General features: G+C 39.0%; 16 protein-coding genes. 12 read left to right on the top strand and 4 right to left on the bottom strand.

What is annotated here, in order from left to right; translation table 11 throughout:
- The first annotated feature begins 1 nt into the window (after position 1).
- Together guaD and ACLKML_RS17780 are read left to right on the top strand one after the other, a co-directional pair.
- Positions 2 to 1,369, top strand: coding sequence for a guanine deaminase (gene guaD, locus ACLKML_RS17785; protein WP_317717374.1), 1,368 nt, complete (start codon positions 2 to 4; stop codon positions 1,367 to 1,369).
- Positions 1,315 to 2,535 carry a urate hydroxylase PuuD gene (locus tag ACLKML_RS17780; protein ID WP_413284320.1) on the top strand — a complete coding sequence of 407 codons (1,221 nt, stop codon included), beginning with the start codon at positions 1,315 to 1,317 and terminating at the stop codon, positions 2,533 to 2,535. Before guaD ends, ACLKML_RS17780 begins: the two co-directional genes overlap by 55 nt.
- Positions 2,536 to 2,720: 185 nt before the next feature.
- Here the strand turns inward: ACLKML_RS17780 and ACLKML_RS17775 are convergent, their stop codons facing one another.
- Positions 2,721 to 5,849, bottom strand: a complete 3,129-nt coding sequence (locus tag ACLKML_RS17775; protein WP_413284319.1) for a DUF2339 domain-containing protein — start codon at positions 5,847 to 5,849, stop codon at positions 2,721 to 2,723.
- A gap of 281 nt (positions 5,850 to 6,130) precedes the next feature.
- Here ACLKML_RS17775 and ACLKML_RS17770 point away from each other — a divergent pair, with 281 nt between their 5' ends.
- Positions 6,131 to 7,030 carry a DMT family transporter gene (locus ACLKML_RS17770; RefSeq protein WP_413284318.1) on the top strand — a complete coding sequence of 300 codons (900 nt, stop codon included), beginning with the start codon at positions 6,131 to 6,133 and terminating at the stop codon, positions 7,028 to 7,030.
- An 84-nt stretch (positions 7,031 to 7,114) separates the two neighbouring features.
- On the opposite strand, the gene ACLKML_RS17765 is transcribed toward ACLKML_RS17770, so the two are convergent.
- Both ACLKML_RS17765 and ACLKML_RS17760 read right to left on the bottom strand, forming a co-directional pair.
- The gene (locus ACLKML_RS17765; protein WP_413285922.1) at positions 7,115 to 7,882 is read right to left on the bottom strand and encodes a DeoR/GlpR family DNA-binding transcription regulator; all 768 of its coding nucleotides are present in this window, start codon (positions 7,880 to 7,882) and stop codon (positions 7,115 to 7,117) included.
- Between the two features lie 12 nt (positions 7,883 to 7,894).
- Entirely contained in the window at positions 7,895 to 8,602 is a 708-nt protein-coding gene (locus ACLKML_RS17760; RefSeq protein ID WP_413284317.1) for a glycerophosphodiester phosphodiesterase family protein, read from the bottom strand.
- 254 nt (positions 8,603 to 8,856) lie between these two features.
- On the opposite strand from ACLKML_RS17760, the gene ACLKML_RS17755 reads away from it, so the two are divergent.
- From ACLKML_RS17755 to ACLKML_RS17735, 5 genes are all read left to right on the top strand, one after another.
- The gene (locus tag ACLKML_RS17755) at positions 8,857 to 9,873 is read left to right on the top strand and encodes a C4-dicarboxylate TRAP transporter substrate-binding protein (protein ID WP_413284316.1); all 1,017 of its coding nucleotides are present in this window, start codon (positions 8,857 to 8,859) and stop codon (positions 9,871 to 9,873) included.
- An 83-nt stretch (positions 9,874 to 9,956) separates the two neighbouring features.
- Entirely contained in the window at positions 9,957 to 10,433 is a 477-nt protein-coding gene (locus ACLKML_RS17750; protein WP_413284315.1) for a TRAP transporter small permease, read from the top strand.
- 9 nt (positions 10,434 to 10,442) lie between these two features.
- Positions 10,443 to 11,726 (top strand): TRAP transporter large permease, encoded by a 1,284-nt coding sequence (locus tag ACLKML_RS17745; RefSeq protein ID WP_317717367.1) that lies wholly within the window; start codon positions 10,443 to 10,445, stop codon positions 11,724 to 11,726.
- 18 nt (positions 11,727 to 11,744) lie between these two features.
- Positions 11,745 to 12,548 (top strand): HAD-IIB family hydrolase, encoded by an 804-nt coding sequence (locus tag ACLKML_RS17740; RefSeq protein ID WP_413284314.1) that lies wholly within the window; start codon positions 11,745 to 11,747, stop codon positions 12,546 to 12,548.
- A 40-nt stretch (positions 12,549 to 12,588) separates the two neighbouring features.
- Entirely contained in the window at positions 12,589 to 13,860 is a 1,272-nt protein-coding gene (locus tag ACLKML_RS17735; protein ID WP_413284313.1) for a hypothetical protein, read from the top strand.
- Between the two features lie 223 nt (positions 13,861 to 14,083).
- Here ACLKML_RS17735 and rraA read toward each other — a convergent pair whose 3' ends face one another.
- A complete protein-coding gene (rraA, locus tag ACLKML_RS17730; protein WP_317717364.1) occupies positions 14,084 to 14,563 on the bottom strand; it encodes a ribonuclease E activity regulator RraA in 480 nt (159 codons plus the stop codon).
- 321 nt (positions 14,564 to 14,884) lie between these two features.
- Here rraA and glmS point away from each other — a divergent pair, with 321 nt between their 5' ends.
- The 4 genes from glmS to ACLKML_RS17710 are packed head-to-tail and all read left to right on the top strand — an operon-like array spanning position 14,885 to position 19,441.
- Positions 14,885 to 15,298, top strand: coding sequence for a methylaspartate mutase subunit S (gene glmS / locus ACLKML_RS17725; protein ID WP_413284312.1), 414 nt, complete (start codon positions 14,885 to 14,887; stop codon positions 15,296 to 15,298).
- Entirely contained in the window at positions 15,295 to 16,659 is a 1,365-nt protein-coding gene (locus ACLKML_RS17720; RefSeq protein ID WP_413284311.1) for a hypothetical protein, read from the top strand. The genes glmS and ACLKML_RS17720 overlap by 4 nt, the downstream gene beginning before the upstream one ends.
- Positions 16,656 to 17,879 (top strand): glutamate mutase L, encoded by a 1,224-nt coding sequence (locus ACLKML_RS17715; RefSeq protein WP_413284310.1) that lies wholly within the window; start codon positions 16,656 to 16,658, stop codon positions 17,877 to 17,879. Before ACLKML_RS17720 ends, ACLKML_RS17715 begins: the two co-directional genes overlap by 4 nt.
- A complete protein-coding gene (locus ACLKML_RS17710) occupies positions 17,870 to 19,441 on the top strand; it encodes an AMP-binding protein (protein WP_413284309.1) in 1,572 nt (523 codons plus the stop codon). Before ACLKML_RS17715 ends, ACLKML_RS17710 begins: the two co-directional genes overlap by 10 nt.
- Positions 19,442 to 19,549 lie beyond the last annotated feature (108 nt).

The following is a 19,549-nucleotide window of genomic DNA, read 5'->3' as shown; positions in this document are numbered from 1 at the left end:
TATGCGAAGACAAGTACACAGAGGCAGCATATTACACTTTCCCAAAAGCAGTATAGATCCAGCCAATAACTACCAATACTTCAATGACGGTGTATTGGTAACAGAAGCAGGAAAGATTACTCACATTGGTGAGGCTGACGAGTTTTTTAAATTGGCAGACAACCAACAGCTGCTAAATTATGGCGGAGTAGAATTACACCAAGGACTAATCATTCCTGGAATGATCGATGGTCATGTCCATCTACCGCAAATAGAAATGATAGCGAGCTACGGTAAACAGTTACTCGACTGGTTGAATGACTACACCTTTCCAACTGAGAAAAAGTTTGCTGACATCGAATACTGTTATAGACAATCACAGTTTTTCTTAGACCAACTTATCTCTAACGGTACCACAACCGCTAGCGTTTTTGCCTCGGTGCATTCACATTCAGTTGATGCCTTTTTTGTTGCCGCCGAACAACTAGGCGCACGTATGATTTGCGGAAAAGTCTTGATGGATCGCAACTGCCCAACTTATCTACAAGACACCGCTGAAAGCGCTTATAACGATAGTAAAGCGTTAATCGAACGTTGGCATGGTAATGGCCGCGCTATGTACGCCATTACCCCAAGATTCGCACCAACCAGTTCACCAGAACAGTTGAAAAAGGCGGGACAACTCGCCAATGAACACCCAGATACGTTTATTCAAACCCATTTAAGCGAAAACTTATCCGAAATAGATTGGATTAAATCCCTGTTTCCTGACAGTCGTGACTATCTAGATGTTTATCAGCAGTTCGATTTAGCTCGTGATCGTTCATTGTTTGGCCACTGTGTACACTTACAAGATCGCGAATATAAAGCGCTTAGTGAATCAGGCTCAACCATCACATTTTGTCCATCGTCTAATCTATTTCTTGGTAGTGGCTTGTTCGATTACCAACGGGCAAAAGATCACAACATACCAATTTCCATTGCCAGCGATATTGGTGCAGGAACCAGTCTAAGTCTATTTGCCAATCAATCGGACGCTTACAAAATTTGTCAGTTACAAGGCATTAGTCTCGACCCATTTGAATCGCTTTATCGCTGTACCCAAGGAGCAGCTGATGCAATGGGAATATCGCACTTAGTTGGTAACCTGAACCCTGGCACTGAAGCCGATTTTATAGAACTGGATATTAAAGCATCTCCGATTCTTCATCAGCGTCTATTGCGCTGCAACGACCTAGCAGAACAACTTTTTGCTATCTCAACATTAAGCGATGAAAGAGTCATCGCTGCGACTTATCTGAATGGAAAACTCGTCTACAAAAAAGGAAGTAAACTATGTGGCCACAACTCTACGAATGGATTGCGCTATTTATCAAATGGTTTCATGTAATCTGTGGGATTGCTTGGATCGGAGCGAGTTTCTATTTCACTTGGCTAGATAATAGCCTAGAAACGCCACCAAAATGGAAAAAAGACAAAGGCATCAAAGGTGATTTATGGGCAGTACACGGCGGTGGATTTTACGAAGTTGCTAAATACCAAGTCGGCCCAGAAAAAATGCCCGATAATCTGCACTGGTTTAAATGGGAAGCATATGCCACTTGGATAACTGGATCAGCATTGATGATTTGGATGTATTACCTCAATGCACAAGCGTATCTGATTGACCCAAGAGTGATGCAACTTTCCACGCCTGTGGCGATTAGCTTAGGTATAGGCACAATAGTCGCAGGTGTAATCTGTTACGAAGCTCTATTACGTTCGCCATTAGCTAAAAACCGAACCTTGTTTTTAGCCTCGATTGGTATCTCTGGCGCAATCTTCTTTTTTGCATTTTCGCATTTCTTTAGTGGTCGCGGTGCATTTATCCATATGGGCGCATTAATTGGCTCTATTATGGTGAACAACGTTTGGCATAAAATCATTCCAGGCCAACGTAAAATGGTCGCGCAAGTAGCAGCGGGTGAAGCGGTAGATCCTGCTCCGGGTTTGGAAGGTAAAAGACGATCTATTCACAATAACTACTTTACCTTGCCAGTTATCTTTTTGATGATCAGCAATCACTACCCAATGATTTATCAACATGAACTCAGTTGGTTATTGGCGCTAATGATTTGTGTAATCAGTGCATGGATACGACATTATTTTAATCTAAAGCATACTGGCCAAAATAAACCGAGCGTCTTATTTTCTGGTTTAGCCGCAATGTTGTTATTAGCGATTGTGGTAAGCATACCTTCAAATAAACCCAAGCAAACGGTTATTAGTTCAGCCGTAGATTCTCAACTAGCGAACGCAGAAACCATGACAGCAGAGCAAACTACCGCCAAAGCGATCATTCAGCAACGTTGTTCTACTTGCCACAGCAGCAACGCAACCGATGATGTTTTCGTTGTCGCCCCATCTGGTGTCATATTTGATGAATGGCAAGATATTCAACGTTGGGCTCCGCGTATTATTGCTCGTTCAGTAGAAACCGCTGATATGCCCTTTTTAAACAAAACCGGAATGACGGATCTAGAAAGGCAGCAACTTAAACAAATTCTAAGCCAATAATAGTAATTGTATTGCACAACTATTCAGGCGAAATTGATTAGAGACTGCCGATACATTAGCGCTTATAAGTAAGTTTTATAGCTTGGTTGTGTCAATCGGTTTTATTAACAGGTTCGATAAACAAACAAAAAGGCTCACATTGGTAATAATCGATGTGAGCCTTTCTTTTATGTTTTATTACACCGTTAATTAATGTCTGAGTGTTTCAACGAGTGTTCTTTCTTCGGCATTGGCGCGAAATAACCAACTAAAACCATCACTACACCAACAAATATAACCGCCACCACCATCACAACAGTATCTCGGTTTGCTAAATCTAAAACAAATAATTTAATTATCGTCAGGGCAAAAACCAGCGCCCCACTGCACCATAATATAAGCATATTGAATCGTGAGCCGATGGCAGTAGCCATTGTCGCTGACAAACTCCAAAGAATGGCTAAACCTGCCTGAAAGAGAGCCGAACTCCACAAAGAATACAGCTCATAATCAGCCATTGTGTAATAACTCACCCCTCGAGCCAAAGCCGCATGGGTAAACAAAACACCTGAAAATGCTAACCAAATAATCTGTTGCGTCTTGTAGTTTGCTCGCCACTTAAACATTTTGTTTAAAACAATTTGTGCATTGTCATTTTTTAAACCTATTGCAACCAACATAATCGCGGCAATAGAGGTTAATTCAATTGCATTGAAAATAGGTAGCCAAATAACATTCATTATCTGCACATCAAACAACGGTAGGCTATACCCAATGAAACAAGCTATCACCAACACCATCGGAGCCACTAGAGTTTGTCGATAAAAAGACAAGTAACGCATTAACGGCCATTTGTCTTTGCAGACAGGCAAATAACAAACCGCGATAAACAACGCACATAACCACGGTAGTATTAGGAGTAACTCATCATCAGTTAAAGAGAAAATTCGATATAAATAACCGAGCGTACACAGTGCTAACGCCCAAAAATAAATAGCATGATTACTATATATAACAGTATCTATAAGTGATTTTTTCTTGCTCAAACTGACTAAAACTCGGATTAAATCGAATCTCAAAAACAGATAGAACAGAGCAAAGAAACCTACAATCAAACTTCCGCGTTCCAGCCACTCTATGTCTATTGGATAACTTATCGTCCAGAATGGCAAACTGATTGCCCAAATGGGAGAAAGTAAAAGTAACTGAGTAATCGGAGCCCACTGACTCAATCGATACAAAATCAAACTGAGCAACAGGATCGCCAATAAATAGCTATAAAGGACGACATCAACGCTTGAATGCCAAAAAGCGCGTTCAGCGGCAGTGACAACCACGATACCAAGTAAAAGATGTAAACTTGCCATCACTAGATGGACGATTCGGTTGGAATAGATTGGGAAATGCGTTTTGTATAGCATGCCAATTGCAAGCAAAATAGCCAACAGTGATATGCGCAAGTCGTCTAACTGCGAGTCTAATAAATAAAGGTAAATAATAAGCGGAACCAATAGCATAGCCCAAGTTAGAATTGGCCGAGAAAAGCGCCAATTAACCAACAACAATAAGGCAACAAACAACATCTGAACTAACATCAACGCCATCGCTTCGCCGGTATTTAACAAAGTCCAACAACTTAAGCTGATAAAACCAAGAGCGAACATCGAAACGCTTTTGATTTCTTTTTTGACAATGGAAACATTGATGTTTTTCGATTCAAAGCTAACATGATAATCGAAACGCCATTCGGCCGCATAAAATGCCAAAGCCGTACACACAAACAGCACTGGTGTTATCCACGACCAGAATGACATCGGTTCAAGAAGCACATTCGCATGCAAAAACACGTTATCAAACAATTGAAACAACTGATAAAAACTCGCCAATAACATACCTACGCCAACCAACGCAAACCGATTCCGCTGCTGTTTATTGCTTACCCACAGCACCGTGACCGATTTTAGTGCATAAATAGCGGCACTAAATGTCGCGCTAAAGAACACAGGAATGGCGATAGCAACAAATAGCAACGCAAAAGTGGTATAAACACTGGTTAACGGATTGTTTTTTTGATATTTAAAACTCACCCATGCCGCAATTGCATAGCATAAAGATAAGAATAGAGAACAGTACGCCGTATAATCAGCAACGGTTTCTGTGGCGGTATAAAATAATGCATAAGAGGTTAATGGTAGAGAGAAAACCAAACTACTAGAGATAATCTGTTTTTTGTTTACGAAGTCTTGGCAAGCATGAGAATGTGTTAACAGAAAATACAATAAAAAATAACTGCCTAAAAATGGCAATGTCTCGAACATAATTGCCGGTTGATAAGAGAAGATCAACCAAAACTCAACCAACACAAAAGTAGCAACCGCGCCACATTTCTCTAAAAAATACCATTGTTTCTTATAGGCTAGATACACTAAACCGATATTTAATAATAAGTAATAACCGAGAAGAATTAGGTGACTTCCAGCACCATCGGTTGATAACAGAACCGGCACGGCAAATCCTGCCAATACCGCAACAATAGCCAATAACTGGCTATTTTGCAGCAAAGCTAGCAATGTAGTGAAAATAACTAGCATACTGACAATAAAGAACGTTACTTCAATCGATATAAAGGAAAAATAGCGTCCCGCTGCGATTGCGACTAAATAGAGTACGGCCATTCCCGAACCTTGCAATCCCATACCAATATAATTTGGTTTATTCCTCAACCGCCAACCAAGCGCCACACACGCAATACCAACGAAGGAAATAGCCGACAATTTAGCCCACAAAGGGACACTAAATGCATCATAAGTGAGCTTAATCAAAAACGACAAACCAACAAAAACAATCGCTAAACCAACAAACGCGATAGGACTAATTTTGTCAATAAAAGCCGATACTGAGTCTGGCAATGCATTCCTTATCTTACTAAGGCTAGCCAATAGTTTTGTCGATAAATCAGATGTTTTCTTGTCAAAATCAACATTACTGGCCAACTCCACTCGTTGATATTCAACGTGTTGTTCATTGTCATCTTGTTCGGTATATTCGGCTGTATCTGATGTGAAGGCTGATGCTTCAGAACCCGATTTCAAAGGTGATTCTGTAGGTTCAAAATCGTTGACTTCACAATTCGATATCTCAGTCTGAAGTTCAGTTTGGTGCTCATCAGTACTATTCACCTGCTTTTCTAGTACCAAGGCAGCGAGTTTTGCATTGAGCGCCTCAACCATAATTTGTGACTTTTTGGCTTTTGCTAAGGCAATAATAGATAGCACAAGAGGAAGGAATACAGCTCCTATTGTGACGATCATAATGATGGCAAACTCTATATCCATAGTGAATAGATTCTTTGAGGTAATTTAAGCGAAATTTATCACACTAAAAGTAGAAAAAAATTTATTTTTAACTGAACTCAATTTGATAGGGTAAACATCACAGATAACAAGCAAAACATTAGCATATTCATATTGATATGATTATTGCTGTGCTATAACGACAAACTTTCTACTCTCCAGTTAAGTAACCTTATTAATAATTGACAACCTCATAGAATATTAACACCAGATAATAACTTGATATGATAAAGTACCCTCCTCCATCATTATTTGAACCGACTATGCAAAATCAATCTCAATCACTTATCCCCGCAGGCGTGCGCTTTATGCTGCTTTCCGCGCTTGGTTTTTCGCTAATGTCGGCTTGTGTGAAATACGTAAGCAACCACGGTATTCCATTATTTGAAATAGTAGCGGCAAGAGCTTTAGTTTCTTGGGTGATTAGCTATTTGGATGTGAAACGGAAAAGAATTTCATTATGGGGTCACAATAAAGTACTTTTGCTATCTAGAGGTATCGTTGGCACTTCCGCGTTAATGTGTGTCTATTATGCGATAACCACACTCCCATTAGCGGAAGCAACGATTTTACAATATTTAAATCCATTATTTACGGCCTTATTAGGCGTATTATTTTTAAAAGAACGTATTCAAGCCTCAACTATATTCTGTATTTCTTTGTGTTTATTCGGTTTATTTTTAATAGTCAAACCAAATATAAACGGCAGCGATCCTACAACAGATTTACCTCTATTTAGTATCTCAATTGCACTTATGGGAGCCTTATTTAGTTCTATCGCCTACGTAATTGTTAGAAAACTCAGCCAGACCGAAGACAGTTCGGTGATTATATTTTACTTCCCATTGGTTGCTTTACCTATCTCAATGCTGCTGATCGGTGATGATTTTATTGTGCCCAATCTACACATCACCTTGATGCTAGTTTTATTAGGAGTTTTTACTCAGGTGGGACAATTAGGTTTAACTAAAGCGATGCAAACCCAAGCCGCAGGAAAGGCTTCTGCTTATTCATACGTGCAAATATTATTTTCTGCCTTATTAGGAATGATCTTTTTTGCTGAAATACCTTCGATGTGGACGTATATAGGCGGAGCATTTATTGTGGCAGGCGCATTGATCAATGTATTTGGGTCGTACTTAAAGAACCCATTTAAACTTTAGTTCATTAGGAGACTAGTTAGGTAGGATATTAATCAGTGAGAATACTAGCCAGTTAAGCCACTAGTCGATTCAAATATCCGTCAATTAAATATTAACTTCTCTCTCATAATCATTTGCCTGTACAGAATAGACAGAAAGCTCGGCAGGCAACCCAACCTTATTGGTATAAATTCGCGAAAAGCTCGTTAAATCGGCAACTTTGACAGAAGCAAAGCGCCCCCATTTACTGGCATCAGCTAATAACCAACTCTGACGTGAATTAGCCAAGATGGCCTTAGTAATGTCCGCTTCTTGCGGTTCATGTTCCATGGCGAAAAAATCGGGTGTGATCGAACCACAGCCAACAATACCAATATCGGCCTCAAAATCACCAAAAAATTTCAAGACACTATGCCCCACCACATCTTGATGTTCACAGCGCATTAAACCACCACACAAATAGACTTCTACATTGGGGTTTTTCTCAAAAATTCGAGCAACTTGTAAATTATTGGTGATCACGCGCAATGCTTTAACATTGATCAAAAACTCAGCAACATAGGTTACAGAAGTACCGATACCCATAATAATCGTGGAGCCTTCCGGAATTTGTTGCGCGACTTGTCGAGCAATGGCTGCTTTTATATCCGACTCAACCTCTCGTCGAAATTGATAGGTAGTGTTAGTCAAATTGGCCGGTAAACTTAATCCACCATGAACCCTTCGAGCCAATCCTTGCTCGCACAACACATTAACATCCCGACGGATAGTTTGCGTCGTTACTGAAAACATCACCGACAATTCATCTATTTGAACGTCATTGTGCTGTTTTAAATAACTAAGAATTTCCGCTTGTCTATCGGTCAGCTCCATATTCATTTACTCCTACGAAAACAGCAGCGGATTATCAGTGATAATATTCGTCACCTTCATTTGGGTAAAATCATCAACTTTATTTGGCTCATTTAGTGTCCAGATATTAAGGGTATAACCTTTATCAGTAATAGATTTGGCCATTTCACTGGTTAACACTTCTTGATTGACATGAATACTAAACAAGCCAAGATGTTCTAATTCTGGCAAATAATCGCTAGACTTTTGCTCGGTAATATAACCTCTGCGTATTTCAGGCATATGAAGCATGCAGGCTTCTACTGCTTTTATGCAGAAACTCGAAAGCAATAATTTTTCAATAGGAAAACCGGATGCATGAATGACCGCAGCGACATTTTTAACTAGGGGAAAAGCTTGCTCATCATGGTGCACTTTTATCTCAAGGTTAATCGATAAGTTTTCCTCCAAACAAGTTTGCAACGCCTCTTCCAGTGAAGGAATAGATTCTGCAACAAACTCATCTCCAAACCAACTGCCTGCATCTAACGTTTTAATTTCATCGTATGTATGGCCTGCTAACTTACCGGTCCCATTAGTACAACGCTGTAAAGTTTCATCATGAAATACAACCGGAACACCATCTGCGGTTAACTGAGTATCTATTTCTACCCAATGAATACCTACTTCGGACGCTTTCTTCATTCCAGCGAGTGTATTTTCTGGAGCCAGTGCCGCTGCACCACGATGACCAACAATCATTTACCTTCTCCGAATGTTCATATGAATTTGTTAACGACGAATCGTACTGTTACAAATTCATTGGCTAAATTCAACTTCACAACACAGAATAAGTAACATATCGCAACATTTTGATAACACGATCACAATGTTCATATGAATATCAATAAGACGATATGAATTTTCATATGAATATTATATGTTACGAACCCTAACAAAGACAAAACAAACGTGAACAAGAGTAACACCTTACTTAACTACTGAGGGTAACAACGATGAAAAAGCTACTACTGGGAACAGTATTAACAGCAGCCACACTATTTGGATATGGATTAGCTGGAAGTGAAACTGCCATGGCTGCTTCGCAGAAACCAGTGAACATTAATATGAGCTTAGTGTTTACGCAAAATGAATTGCTGACACAAGAACTCATTAAAGTAACTGACAAAATTCGCACCCGTACTGATGGCGGAGTAAACATTAAAGTTTTCCCTGGTGGCCAGTTACCAGTCTATAAAGATAACCTAGAGCAAGTGGTTAATGGCGCGGATTGGATAGCAGTAGAAGATTTAAGTTACCTCGGTGATTTCGTACCTGATTTTGCTGCATTAGCAGGTCCTGGTCTATACAACTCTTATGATGAGTATCTGGCCATGATGAAAACTGATTTTGTTGCTGACCTGACGGCTCAAGTTGAGAAAAAAGGCATCAAAATTCTAACTGCTGACTATATGTTTGGCTTCCGCCATATGATCACTAATAAAGAGATCAAAAATTCAGCTGACATGAAAGGCATGCGTATTCGCGTACCGGGTAGCCAACTATTTATTAGCACACTAAGCGCAATGGGTGCATCACCAGCCTCTCTACCTTTCCCTGAAACTTATGCTGGTGTTCAACAAGGCGTGGTTGATGGTTTAGAAGGTTCAATCTTAACCATGTACTCGACCAAAATTTATGAAGTAGCAAAAAACATGTCTTTCACTAAGCACTTCTTGGGCACTGTTGGTTTATACATCTCACCAAAAGTATGGGATAAATTAAATGCAGAACAACAAGCTATCGTAATGGAAGAGTTAGAAGCAGGTGCCGTTTCAAATACCAATGAGCTGGTTAAATTGGACGCTGAATATATGCAGAAACTGAAAGACTTAGGCGTTACTTTCAATGAAGTTGACAATGCAGAGTTCGGTAGACTAACTGCTGAAGTCTATAACCAATTCCCAACTTGGAGCAAAGATGTACATGCGACAATTAATGGTGAATTAGAGAAAATCCGCGCAAATAAATAATTAATTAAACGAAGCTGGCGTCTTATTTACTCCCCAAATAAGACGCCATTTATTATTCGTTTGCTTAACGATCTGGAGTAAAAATGCGTTTTATAACTAATTTTGAAGAGATTTTCGCTTCAATAGCCATTTCAATCACCGTATTGATGGTAATCATTAACGTTTTCCTGCGCTATGGCTTAGGATTTGTCATACCGTGGAGTGAAGAGTTATCGGTTATCTGTTTTATCTGGGCTGTGTATTTCGGAATTAGCTCATGTTACAAGCACAGGCTGCACATGGGGGTTGACGTTATCTTGGCAATTCTACCTGACAGCGCCAAGAAAGCCTTTCGTCTAATGATTTCAACGTTTTTATTAATACTCAATGTGATCCTTGCTTACCTTAGTTATGACTACACCATGTTATCAACCAAAGTAACACCAGTAATGGGGATGTCTTACTTTACGATTAATAGCGTACTTGTGGTCTGCTTTTCTTTGATGGCAATTCATACGCTCAAGTTTATTAAAGATGATTTGACCAATTCTGGCGATAACTCATCATCACATACGCACTAGGTGGTCTAAGTGGATATCTATTTACCAATCATTTTACTTTTTGTCCTGTTCTTGCTGAATATACCTATCGCGTTCTCGTTAATTGCGTCTTCTTTGGTGTACTTTCTTTTTATCAACACATCTATTCCTGTCAGTCTGGTCATGCAACGATTTATTTCGTCTGCATCATCATTTCCATTATTAGCCATTCCATTTTTTATTATGGTCGGTTCGGTAATGAATTATGCCGGTATCAGCCGAAGTCTATTAGCTTTTGCTGATTCACTAATTGGCCATAAAGTGGGTGGCTTAGCGCACGTAAACGTACTACTGAGTACCCTGATGGGTGGGATCTCAGGCTCAGCGAATGCTGATGCAGCAATGCAATCTAAAATCTTGGCCCCTGAAATGACCAAGCGTGGCTACGATCTCCCTTTTACTGCTGCCGTTACTGCTGCGTCTTCAAGTATTGCACCGGTTATTCCACCAGGTATTAACCTGATTATTTTCGCTTTACTGGCCAATGTTTCAGTCCATTCCATGTTTATCGCAGGTTACGTCCCTGCTCTAATGATGGCTGGTTCACTGATTTTTACTATCGCCATTATTTCAAAGAAAAGAAACTACAAGCCTTCTCGCTCGCAACCTGCGTCGGCTAAAGAACGTTTCAGTTTCTTTTCTAAAGCTGTCCCTGCATTATTAATTCCATTTGGCATTATTCTTGGTATGCGATTTGGTTTATTCACCCCAACAGAAGCGGGTGCAATTGCTGTTTTACTCTGCGTAATTATTGGCGCGGCCATTTACCGAGAGCTAAAACCTAAACATATTCCCGTGATCCTTAAAGAAACCATTCAAGGCACAAGTAGTGTCATGTTTATTATCATTGGTGCCATGGTGTTTGGCTATTACATGACATTAGAGCAAATACCACAAAATGTGGCTTCAGCTCTAATTCAACTTACCGATAATAAATTGATACTGTTACTACTGATAAATTTACTGTTACTTGTTGTTGGTATGTTTATCGAAGGTGGCGCGGCAATGATTATTTTAACGCCTTTATTGCTGCCTGCAGTGCTCAATCTTGGAGTCAATCCAGTCCATTTTGGTATCATCGTTATCGTTAATATTATGATTGGAGGCGTAACACCACCATTTGGATCGATGATGTTTACAGTATGTTCCATTCTTAAAGTTCGAGTGGTTGATTTTGTCCGTGAAATTACACCATTACTCATCGCATTATTAACGGTACTCATGATTCTCACTTACTCAGAAAGTTTAGTGATGTTTTTGCCTAACTTACTGTAATTAACTGAGGAATAGACTATGCATTTGGTACCTAATCAACTGGATAAAAATTGGCAAGACATCGGCTGGGTTCTAACCGATGTCGACGATACACTGACATGGGAAGGTAAACTTCCCCCGGAAACGTTAATTGCCTTGAGTCACTTACAATCGGCAGGTATTAAAGTAGTCGCGGTTACCGGTGCTTGCGCCGGTTGGTGCGACCATATTGCTCAACTTTGGCCTGTAGATGCCGTGATCGGAGAAAATGGCGCATTTATCCTAGAAAAAAAACAAGGCCAATTGACTCTACAAGCCGATGTAGATCGACAGCAATTGAAGCAACAACAAGCACGGCTTAAAGCCCAAGTGCTGGATATTTTACAAGATTACCCACAGTTAAATTTAACCTTAGATCAATCTTACCGATTGTGCGAAGTGTCAATTGATATTGGCCAAAACTGTCCGCAAGTTGACCGTTCTATCGTTGAAGCCATTTTAAGTAAAATTAAAAAACTGGGTGCCAATGCAACGGCAAGTTCAATCCATATCAATGCTTGGTATGGTGAGCACTCCAAAAAGATTACGTCACTTCGCTTCTTACAGCAAAAAGGACTAAGCGAATCAGAAATACTGACACAATGTTGTTATGTGGGTGATTCACTCAACGATCAACAGATGTTCTCAACGCTACCAAACAGCGTAGGCGTAGCCAATCTAAGTCACTATTGGAATCAATTAATCGCCCATCCTTCGATTCTAATGACCGAACCAGGTGGCTATGGATTCGCTCAATTTACTAAGCAACTTTTACAACTCAAAAACACCGTTAAAACCGCATAACAATGATGTACACAGCAACAATTTTTTAGGTATTTACTACGTGAAGATCGATCTTGAAGTCCTTGATACCTCAATGGAAATAAGGACAACTGTCAATAAAAATAAGGTTTCGATTCTAGAAATGTACATGTTTTTACCCAATGACATGGGCATTCTCGAGCGTGACATTAATGCAAATATTTTACTGGATTTAAAAGCATCGCGTTATCATTACTCGATCTCTAAAGCCAAGTTCCCACTCCTAAAGCAGACCAAAACACGTTCTGACAGTACAATCGATTTCCCTATTTTTCTAAAAACATTTAAATTAAAACTATCACGACTGCTTCAAGAGGTAAGAAAAAACAAAACCGATTTATCAGACTATTTAAAAGTCGCACGCTCACTATTAAATGATTTACGTAATACCCCCACTACCGAGGAAACCATAAAAGACTTTAAAAGTGCCGATGAAATTTGTGCCTATTATGCGGAACAAATCACTCTGGCTTACTGTCATTCGGTTAAAAAAGGCAACCAAAACACTGCCATTTACGATGAATTAATTAAATTTGCCTGTGCAGAACGGGAATATAGACGAGAGCACTACGGTTTGCGTTCAAAAGAAGCGCAGTATATCCGTAGAAAAGAAAACTACTTCTGTAAATCGATCAATATCAACCAAAAAAACAACACGCTAGGCTTAGTTAGACAACAAATTGCTTTTAGTATAAGCGCTTTTTTATCCATGCTATTAACCACTTTAGTGGTGTTTTACGTCCAATTAGGTTACGGAACACTGTCGTTAGCGTTATTAATGACCATCTGTTTTAGCTATATATTTAAGGATAGATTTAAAGAACTATTTAGAACTTATATCGCCAAAAAACTAAGCAAAGGTAAATATCGCATAAAAACGATTCTTTATGACATTCATGATAAAGCGGTTGGCCAATGCTATGATTTAGCGGAATTTAAAGTCCCCGATGAAGAGATAATTGCTGTTCGAGGTAAAGGTAAATATACCAAGAAAGAAGCGGGAGAAGCGGTAATATATTACAAAAAGAAATATGAAATGAATGACAAGTTCATGAATGGTTTCACTCAAGTTAGAGACACCATGGACATCAATTTGCATTCGTTATTAGGCTTACTGCCCGACACGACCTTAAGACACACTAGTTATGAGCAGGGAAAACTGATTAAAAATAAATTCTCAATGCTGCATGATATAAATCTTATTTTTCGCCTCAATAACAATAAAATTGAACGCTACAGAATCAAAGTAACCCATTCAAATATTGCTAAACTAGAACCAGTAAACTGGTCGTAATACGGATTATTAACAGATATAGGATTATCGTAAGGTATTGAGTATGGCTAGAAAGTGAATATGACTAGATAATAATTATTGTTAAGTAGGTGATCATTGCCTATAGGTAAAGCGCGGTTATCCTTAAAAATTAAATAAGGATAACCAAATCGCAGTGAAATAACGTTTTTCTATAAGTAACATCTGTTGCATAAAAATGTATTTACTTACATAAATCAGACAATTACACTATTTTTTCAGCGGTAACAATAACACCATCGGTATCAGCATAAAGATAATCACCACTTTTCACTTCGATACCGGCAAAAGACAATGATACATCTCTTTGTCCTTGAGTCACTGGGATCGATTTTCTCGGGCAAGTACCCAGCGCATACAGTACCACTGGAATATCTTTAATTTGGAAAGTATCACGAATATAACCATTAACAATAATACCGGCGTAATTATTATTGTGTGCAAACTTCATTAAGTTCTCACCTACCACCGCGAAATAATCTTGGTCAACATCTACCACCACCACTTTACCTGAACCGTCTTCGTCTCTCAGCAAAGTAATAAGGTCGGCGTTATTTTTATCCAACTTAATCGTCACTACTTCGCCTTGGCATTTATCTGAGCCGCCAAAATTTTGAAACCCTGCGCCGAGAACGGTTACTTTTTCTGGGTACTCATCACAGATATCTGCGGTAAAAAATTCCATACATCATCCTTGTTTGCTATTTGTTTTAGGCTTTATAACTGATTTCTCATTCTAGCACTCCAATTAGCGCTTTTTACATCTTTTTTTGTTGTGGTATGCTGCAAGAAACGAGATAAAAAAGATGTCTGGACGCCTAAATTTCAGTAATCTAATCTGTGATGAAGTTAACAGTGACAGGCAGCTAAACACAGCAATATTAAAAATAAACAGACACACACGAAAAACAACAATAATAGATGGCGTACTCACCGTTCGAGTAAACCAACTACCGTTTAGACAGACAAAAAACCCTAAATAGGGATATTAGGTAAATATAATTATATGAAAGTAGTGACTGGAGTAGTTGGCAACGATATCCACGTTGTAGCCAATAGGCTCATCGAACTCTCCCTCAATGCCAGAGGGTATGAAGTTTTTAACTTGGGTGTGAACACACACTTAGAAGAATTTTTCGACGCGGTAGTGGAAACCGGTGCCGAAGTACTACTTATCTCTTCACTCAATGGTGAAGCAGAAGGTTGGAGCCGTGAAGTTAGAGCTCTTAAGTCGCAATATAAAGGACTGGATGAAGTAATAATGATGATAGGCGGCAATTTAGTGGTAGGTAGCGGTGATGCAGACGAAATCGTTAAAAAATATAAAAAATATGGTTTTGACATCGTTTGTCATCAAGTCGATTTAAATACAGGCCTCGACCTTTTAGATGAATTAATACAAGAGAGAGGTCTTGCATGAGCCTACTTCAAGAAGAACGAGAAATAATTCTTAGTAACGAATATGTTGATACTTTTGATTTTGATGAAGTAAAAGAATTTGTAACCAACGCCAGTAAAGAACTGTTCATTTCTCATCATTTTAACAAAAAAGACAAGATGTTGGTGCAACCTCGCGGCGGCTTCCCTACTTATAAAAAGCAATTCGCCTTAAACGAATTTTTTGTTAACGCTAACGTTGACGTATTACCGCTCACCATCGACTCGAATACCCGCTTAAACGACTATGGTACGGCGAAGAAAATGCTACGCCTTAGTGAAGAGAACGATGTGGATATGTTAAACGGTTATCCATTGGTTAATCATGGCTACCGAACCACACGCAAAATGATCACCCATTTCAATAAGCCAGTTAGCTTGCGACATGGTACACCAGATGCACGTTTACTTATCGAAACCGCTATCGCCTCAGGCATTTTTGAAATAGAAGGCGGCCCTATTACTTACCTACTTCCTTACTCTAAAAATTTCCCATTAGATAAAGCCTTCATGTATTGGAAGTACGTTGAGCGAGTGTGTGCCAATTATTCCCAGTTGAACGAACCTATTAACCGCGAGTCATTTGGTCCACTTACCGCAACACTGGTTCCACCTTCAATCACTATTGTTATCCAGCTACTTGAAATGCTGCTTTCATTAGAAGAAGGCGTTAAGTCGTTCTCGGTATCATTTTCTCAACAAGGTTCAATGAATCAAGATATCGTTACCGGAGCGGTAATTAAAAAATTAGCCAAACATTATGCCAATGCGATAGGTTGTGGTGATGCAAGTATCCATCTTGTTTACCATCAATGGATGGGAGCCTTCCCGACCAACAAAAGCTATGCAGAACAATTGATTAATATGTCGACCGTTATCGCCTCTATGGTTGGCGCAGACAAAATCATCACTAAAACACGCGAAGAAGCCGCAGGTATTCCAACCAAAGAAGCAAATGCTAAAACAGTCGCCGATACTCAGTACACACTGCGTATTCTTAATGGCTTACCCAATATTGTTGATGAACAAGAAGAAGAAATTTTAACCGCTGAAGTGATGGCTATTATGGAAGCGGTATTCAATGACCCAGCTGACACACTTTGGCGCAAAGTGTTTAATTGCATTAAGTGCGGCATTATTGATGTGCCATTCTCACCTCATATCATTAACCACAACAAGATGATTACGATTCGTGATGCCAATAAAAATATCCGCATAATTGACCGAGGCGGCGTGCCTATTCCTGATCGCTGTTTTGAATTTGAGCGGTCACAATGTGATCTCAATAAGGACACAACGAGCATAGTTAACGACATAATTCACGATATAGGTATTATGCAATGAGCCAGAATATAACAGAGCCATCAGATAAAAAACCCTTGTTCATCGACATCGGAAGTACCTATTTTAAAGTGTCCGATTTAGAGCATATCGAACAACATTTCAGAGACTTTAATAAAGATATTCTGGATGATTTAATGCACAAATGCGGTTCAAAAGTTAGCCAATATAAAAAGGAAGACATTCATATTTGTTCTTCTGCTAATGGCGGATTAAGCACTTTAATCATCGGTGCCACCAAATCGTTCTCTCTAAAATACGCTACCAATATTGCCTTCAATTCCGGTATTAATATTATCGATACTATCCTATACCAAAATATTGCCGAATATTCGATACCAAGTGATTTGGTCGATGTGGTTATTGTGGTAGGTGGGATTGATAGCAATAGTAAAATGTTTGGCCAACCGCTACTTAACTACTTAAATCAACTAAACTATTCGAATATTGTTTATGTAGGCAATAAACCAGATGGAGACTCGTTAGCCCAAGAAATCACTAACCTAGTTAGTTTGCCTAACATTATTGATGGTCGCTTACACATTGTTGAAGATCCGCTAAAAGAATATCTCACTAATCTGTATCAACTTGATATTGAAGGTAAAGAAGATATAAAAAGTCTTTATGCCATAACCTCTAACCAGATTTTCTCAACGCCTTATGTTGTCAATCAAGCATTACCTTATGTGGATGCCAGTTACTCCGTGGTCGACCCGTTTATTTTACTTGATATTGGTGGTGCAACAACCGATATTCATTACTCCAAAGATCTGGTGTTTGATGGCAACATCGTGACGGAAAATGAATATGATCGTTTGGTATTCAAAAAGCTCGGCGTATATAAATCGAAGCAGTCTTTAATTTTTGCCGCAAAGAATAATGAATTCGTCTACGAATTATTAATGCATTTAAAAGTCACCGAAAACATCTTTGAAGAACAAAGTGAAAAAGCGACAAAAATCTTAATGCAATTATCAATCTTCTTAGTCTTGTGCAAAATATCACACTACCGCAAAGCGTATATTAATCTAAAGTTATTGGCCATTAACTCGATCGTTATTACTGGCGGAATAACAAAGGTACTCTCGAAAGAGGAAGTGGAAGACATCGTCGCTTTCTTTTATAAAAAAATCATGACGTCTGATCATAATCCCGTCACTATCCTCGACAACAACTATGATATTTGGACGCTAGGGGCAAAAGGAAAATTAGAATGTCAATAAACTGTATTCGAAGTCTACTAGAAAATGCTGTTGATACACACGCAGACAAAACTGCAATTGTATTAGACGAAGACAAACTAACCTACGCCGATTTATTTAAAAAAGTCAATCAAGTGGCTTTATATATCAAAGAGTTAGGCTTACCTAAAAATACACGTATTGGTATCTATTCAAACAAACGTATTGAGCAAATGGTAGCCGACCTAGCGGTACTTTCAACCGACTGTATTCTGGTACCAATGAGCAAAATGCTTAAGCCGGATCAGATAAAGTACATTATCAAAGATTGTGATATCAAATGCATCATTACCGATAATTTAAAACTTGAGAATATAGAAGAGATCGATTTTGATGGGCATATTATTTCTTATGATACCGCAAGCAAAGATATCGCCTCATTTGAAGAGATTTATAAATACTATAACAAACCTTATGAATGTGACATAAGTGGCCATGATTCCGCATTAATCACCTACTCTTTTGGTTTATCCGGTACCCCTAAAGGCATCGTGATTTCTCACCGAAACTTGATTGATTCGGCACGAGTGGTCTCTCAGTACCTGAAACTGGACACAGATGATGTTATTTCTGGTGTGTTGTTTTTCAACCTCGATTACGGTCTCAATCAACTATTTTGTACTCTATATAAAAAAGCAACATTAGCGATGCATCGCTTTATTCTTCCAGAAGATTTCTTCAATCATCTAATCGACGATAAAGTAACAGTACTGCCAGTAATGCCTGTTTATATTACACAAATGTTCGATCAAGAAACGTCACGTATTCCAAGTGCTGACCTGTTTGATCGCGTTAAAACCATTACCTCTTCTGGAGGAAATGTAACCGCTAGAATGATAGACGATTGTAAACGAACCTTTCGCAAGGCAGATTTTTACTCGATGCATGGTTTAACAGAAGCTTTTCGTTCTACCTATTTAGACCCGTCGCAAGTTCAAATACGACCAAACTCTATAGGAAAAGCGATACCGGATGTGGAACTTTATGTCATAAATGAAGACGGCAAAGAATGTGCGCCACGAGAAGTGGGTGAACTTATCCATCGCGGTGGCTACATTTATAAAGGCTACTGGAATGCGCCTGAAGAAACCGCTGAGCGTTTTAAGTCGGTCTCTATTTTAAAAGATGTCATCGACTTAGAAGGTCAACTGGTCGATGAAATAGTTGTGGCAACCGGAGATTATGTCTACAAAGATGAAGAAGGGTATTTTTACTTCGTCTCGCGTAATGACGATATGATTAAAACACGCGGTTACCGTGTTTCACCTTATGAAGTTGAGTCTGTTGTTGAAAAAGCCTTTCCTAGTATAGAGCGTTGCGCGGTGTTTGGCCTAGAAAACGAACTGATCGAAGAAGAGATTGTTTTAGTGTACACCTCAGCTACGCCTATTAGCGAAACTGAAATACTGTTCGAACTAAACAAACACTTAGCCTCGTATATGATCCCTAGTAAAGTGGTACATAAGAAATTTATGCCGCTTTTGCAGAACGATAAAAATCAGGTAAACAAGGACATTCTCAAGCAAGAGCTTTCCTCTATTTAACTGTTAATCAATTGGTTTATCTCGCTACCAGTTAAAGTTAAAGTTAAAGTTAAATAGATTAAACCGAGCGCGACCTATTACTCAATAGGTCGCGTTTTTTGTATCTGA

Source organism: Vibrio sp. MA40-2, assembly GCF_047302445.1.
GTDB lineage: Bacteria > Pseudomonadota > Gammaproteobacteria > Enterobacterales > Vibrionaceae > Vibrio.
The sequence above is the reverse complement of the archived record's forward strand: the minus strand, read 5'-3'. Positions and strand labels throughout refer to the sequence as shown.

Bases quoted from the DNA above. Each gene is read 5' to 3' on its own strand.
- ACLKML_RS17740 (WP_413284314.1), top strand. From the start codon at position 11,745: ATGCATTTGGTACCTAATCAACTGGATAAAAATTGGCAAGACATCGGC.
- ACLKML_RS17765 (WP_413285922.1), bottom strand. From the start codon at position 7,882: ATGGAGCTGACCGATAGACAAGCGGAAATTCTTAGTTATTTAAAACAG.
- ACLKML_RS17775 (WP_413284319.1), bottom strand. From the start codon at position 5,849: ATGGATATAGAGTTTGCCATCATTATGATCGTCACAATAGGAGCTGTA.
- glmS (WP_413284312.1), top strand. From the start codon at position 14,885: ATGAAAGTAGTGACTGGAGTAGTTGGCAACGATATCCACGTTGTAGCC.
- ACLKML_RS17760 (WP_413284317.1), bottom strand. From the start codon at position 8,602: ATGATTGTTGGTCATCGTGGTGCAGCGGCACTGGCTCCAGAAAATACA.
- ACLKML_RS17755 (WP_413284316.1), top strand. From the start codon at position 8,857: ATGAAAAAGCTACTACTGGGAACAGTATTAACAGCAGCCACACTATTT.
- rraA (WP_317717364.1), bottom strand. From the start codon at position 14,563: ATGGAATTTTTTACCGCAGATATCTGTGATGAGTACCCAGAAAAAGTA.
- ACLKML_RS17780 (WP_413284320.1), top strand. From the start codon at position 1,315: ATGTGGCCACAACTCTACGAATGGATTGCGCTATTTATCAAATGGTTT.
- ACLKML_RS17770 (WP_413284318.1), top strand. From the start codon at position 6,131: ATGCAAAATCAATCTCAATCACTTATCCCCGCAGGCGTGCGCTTTATG.
- ACLKML_RS17720 (WP_413284311.1), top strand. From the start codon at position 15,295: ATGAGCCTACTTCAAGAAGAACGAGAAATAATTCTTAGTAACGAATAT.
- ACLKML_RS17750 (WP_413284315.1), top strand. From the start codon at position 9,957: ATGCGTTTTATAACTAATTTTGAAGAGATTTTCGCTTCAATAGCCATT.
- ACLKML_RS17710 (WP_413284309.1), top strand. From the start codon at position 17,870: ATGTCAATAAACTGTATTCGAAGTCTACTAGAAAATGCTGTTGATACA.
- guaD (WP_317717374.1), top strand. From the start codon at position 2: ATGCGAAGACAAGTACACAGAGGCAGCATATTACACTTTCCCAAAAGC.
- ACLKML_RS17715 (WP_413284310.1), top strand. From the start codon at position 16,656: ATGAGCCAGAATATAACAGAGCCATCAGATAAAAAACCCTTGTTCATC.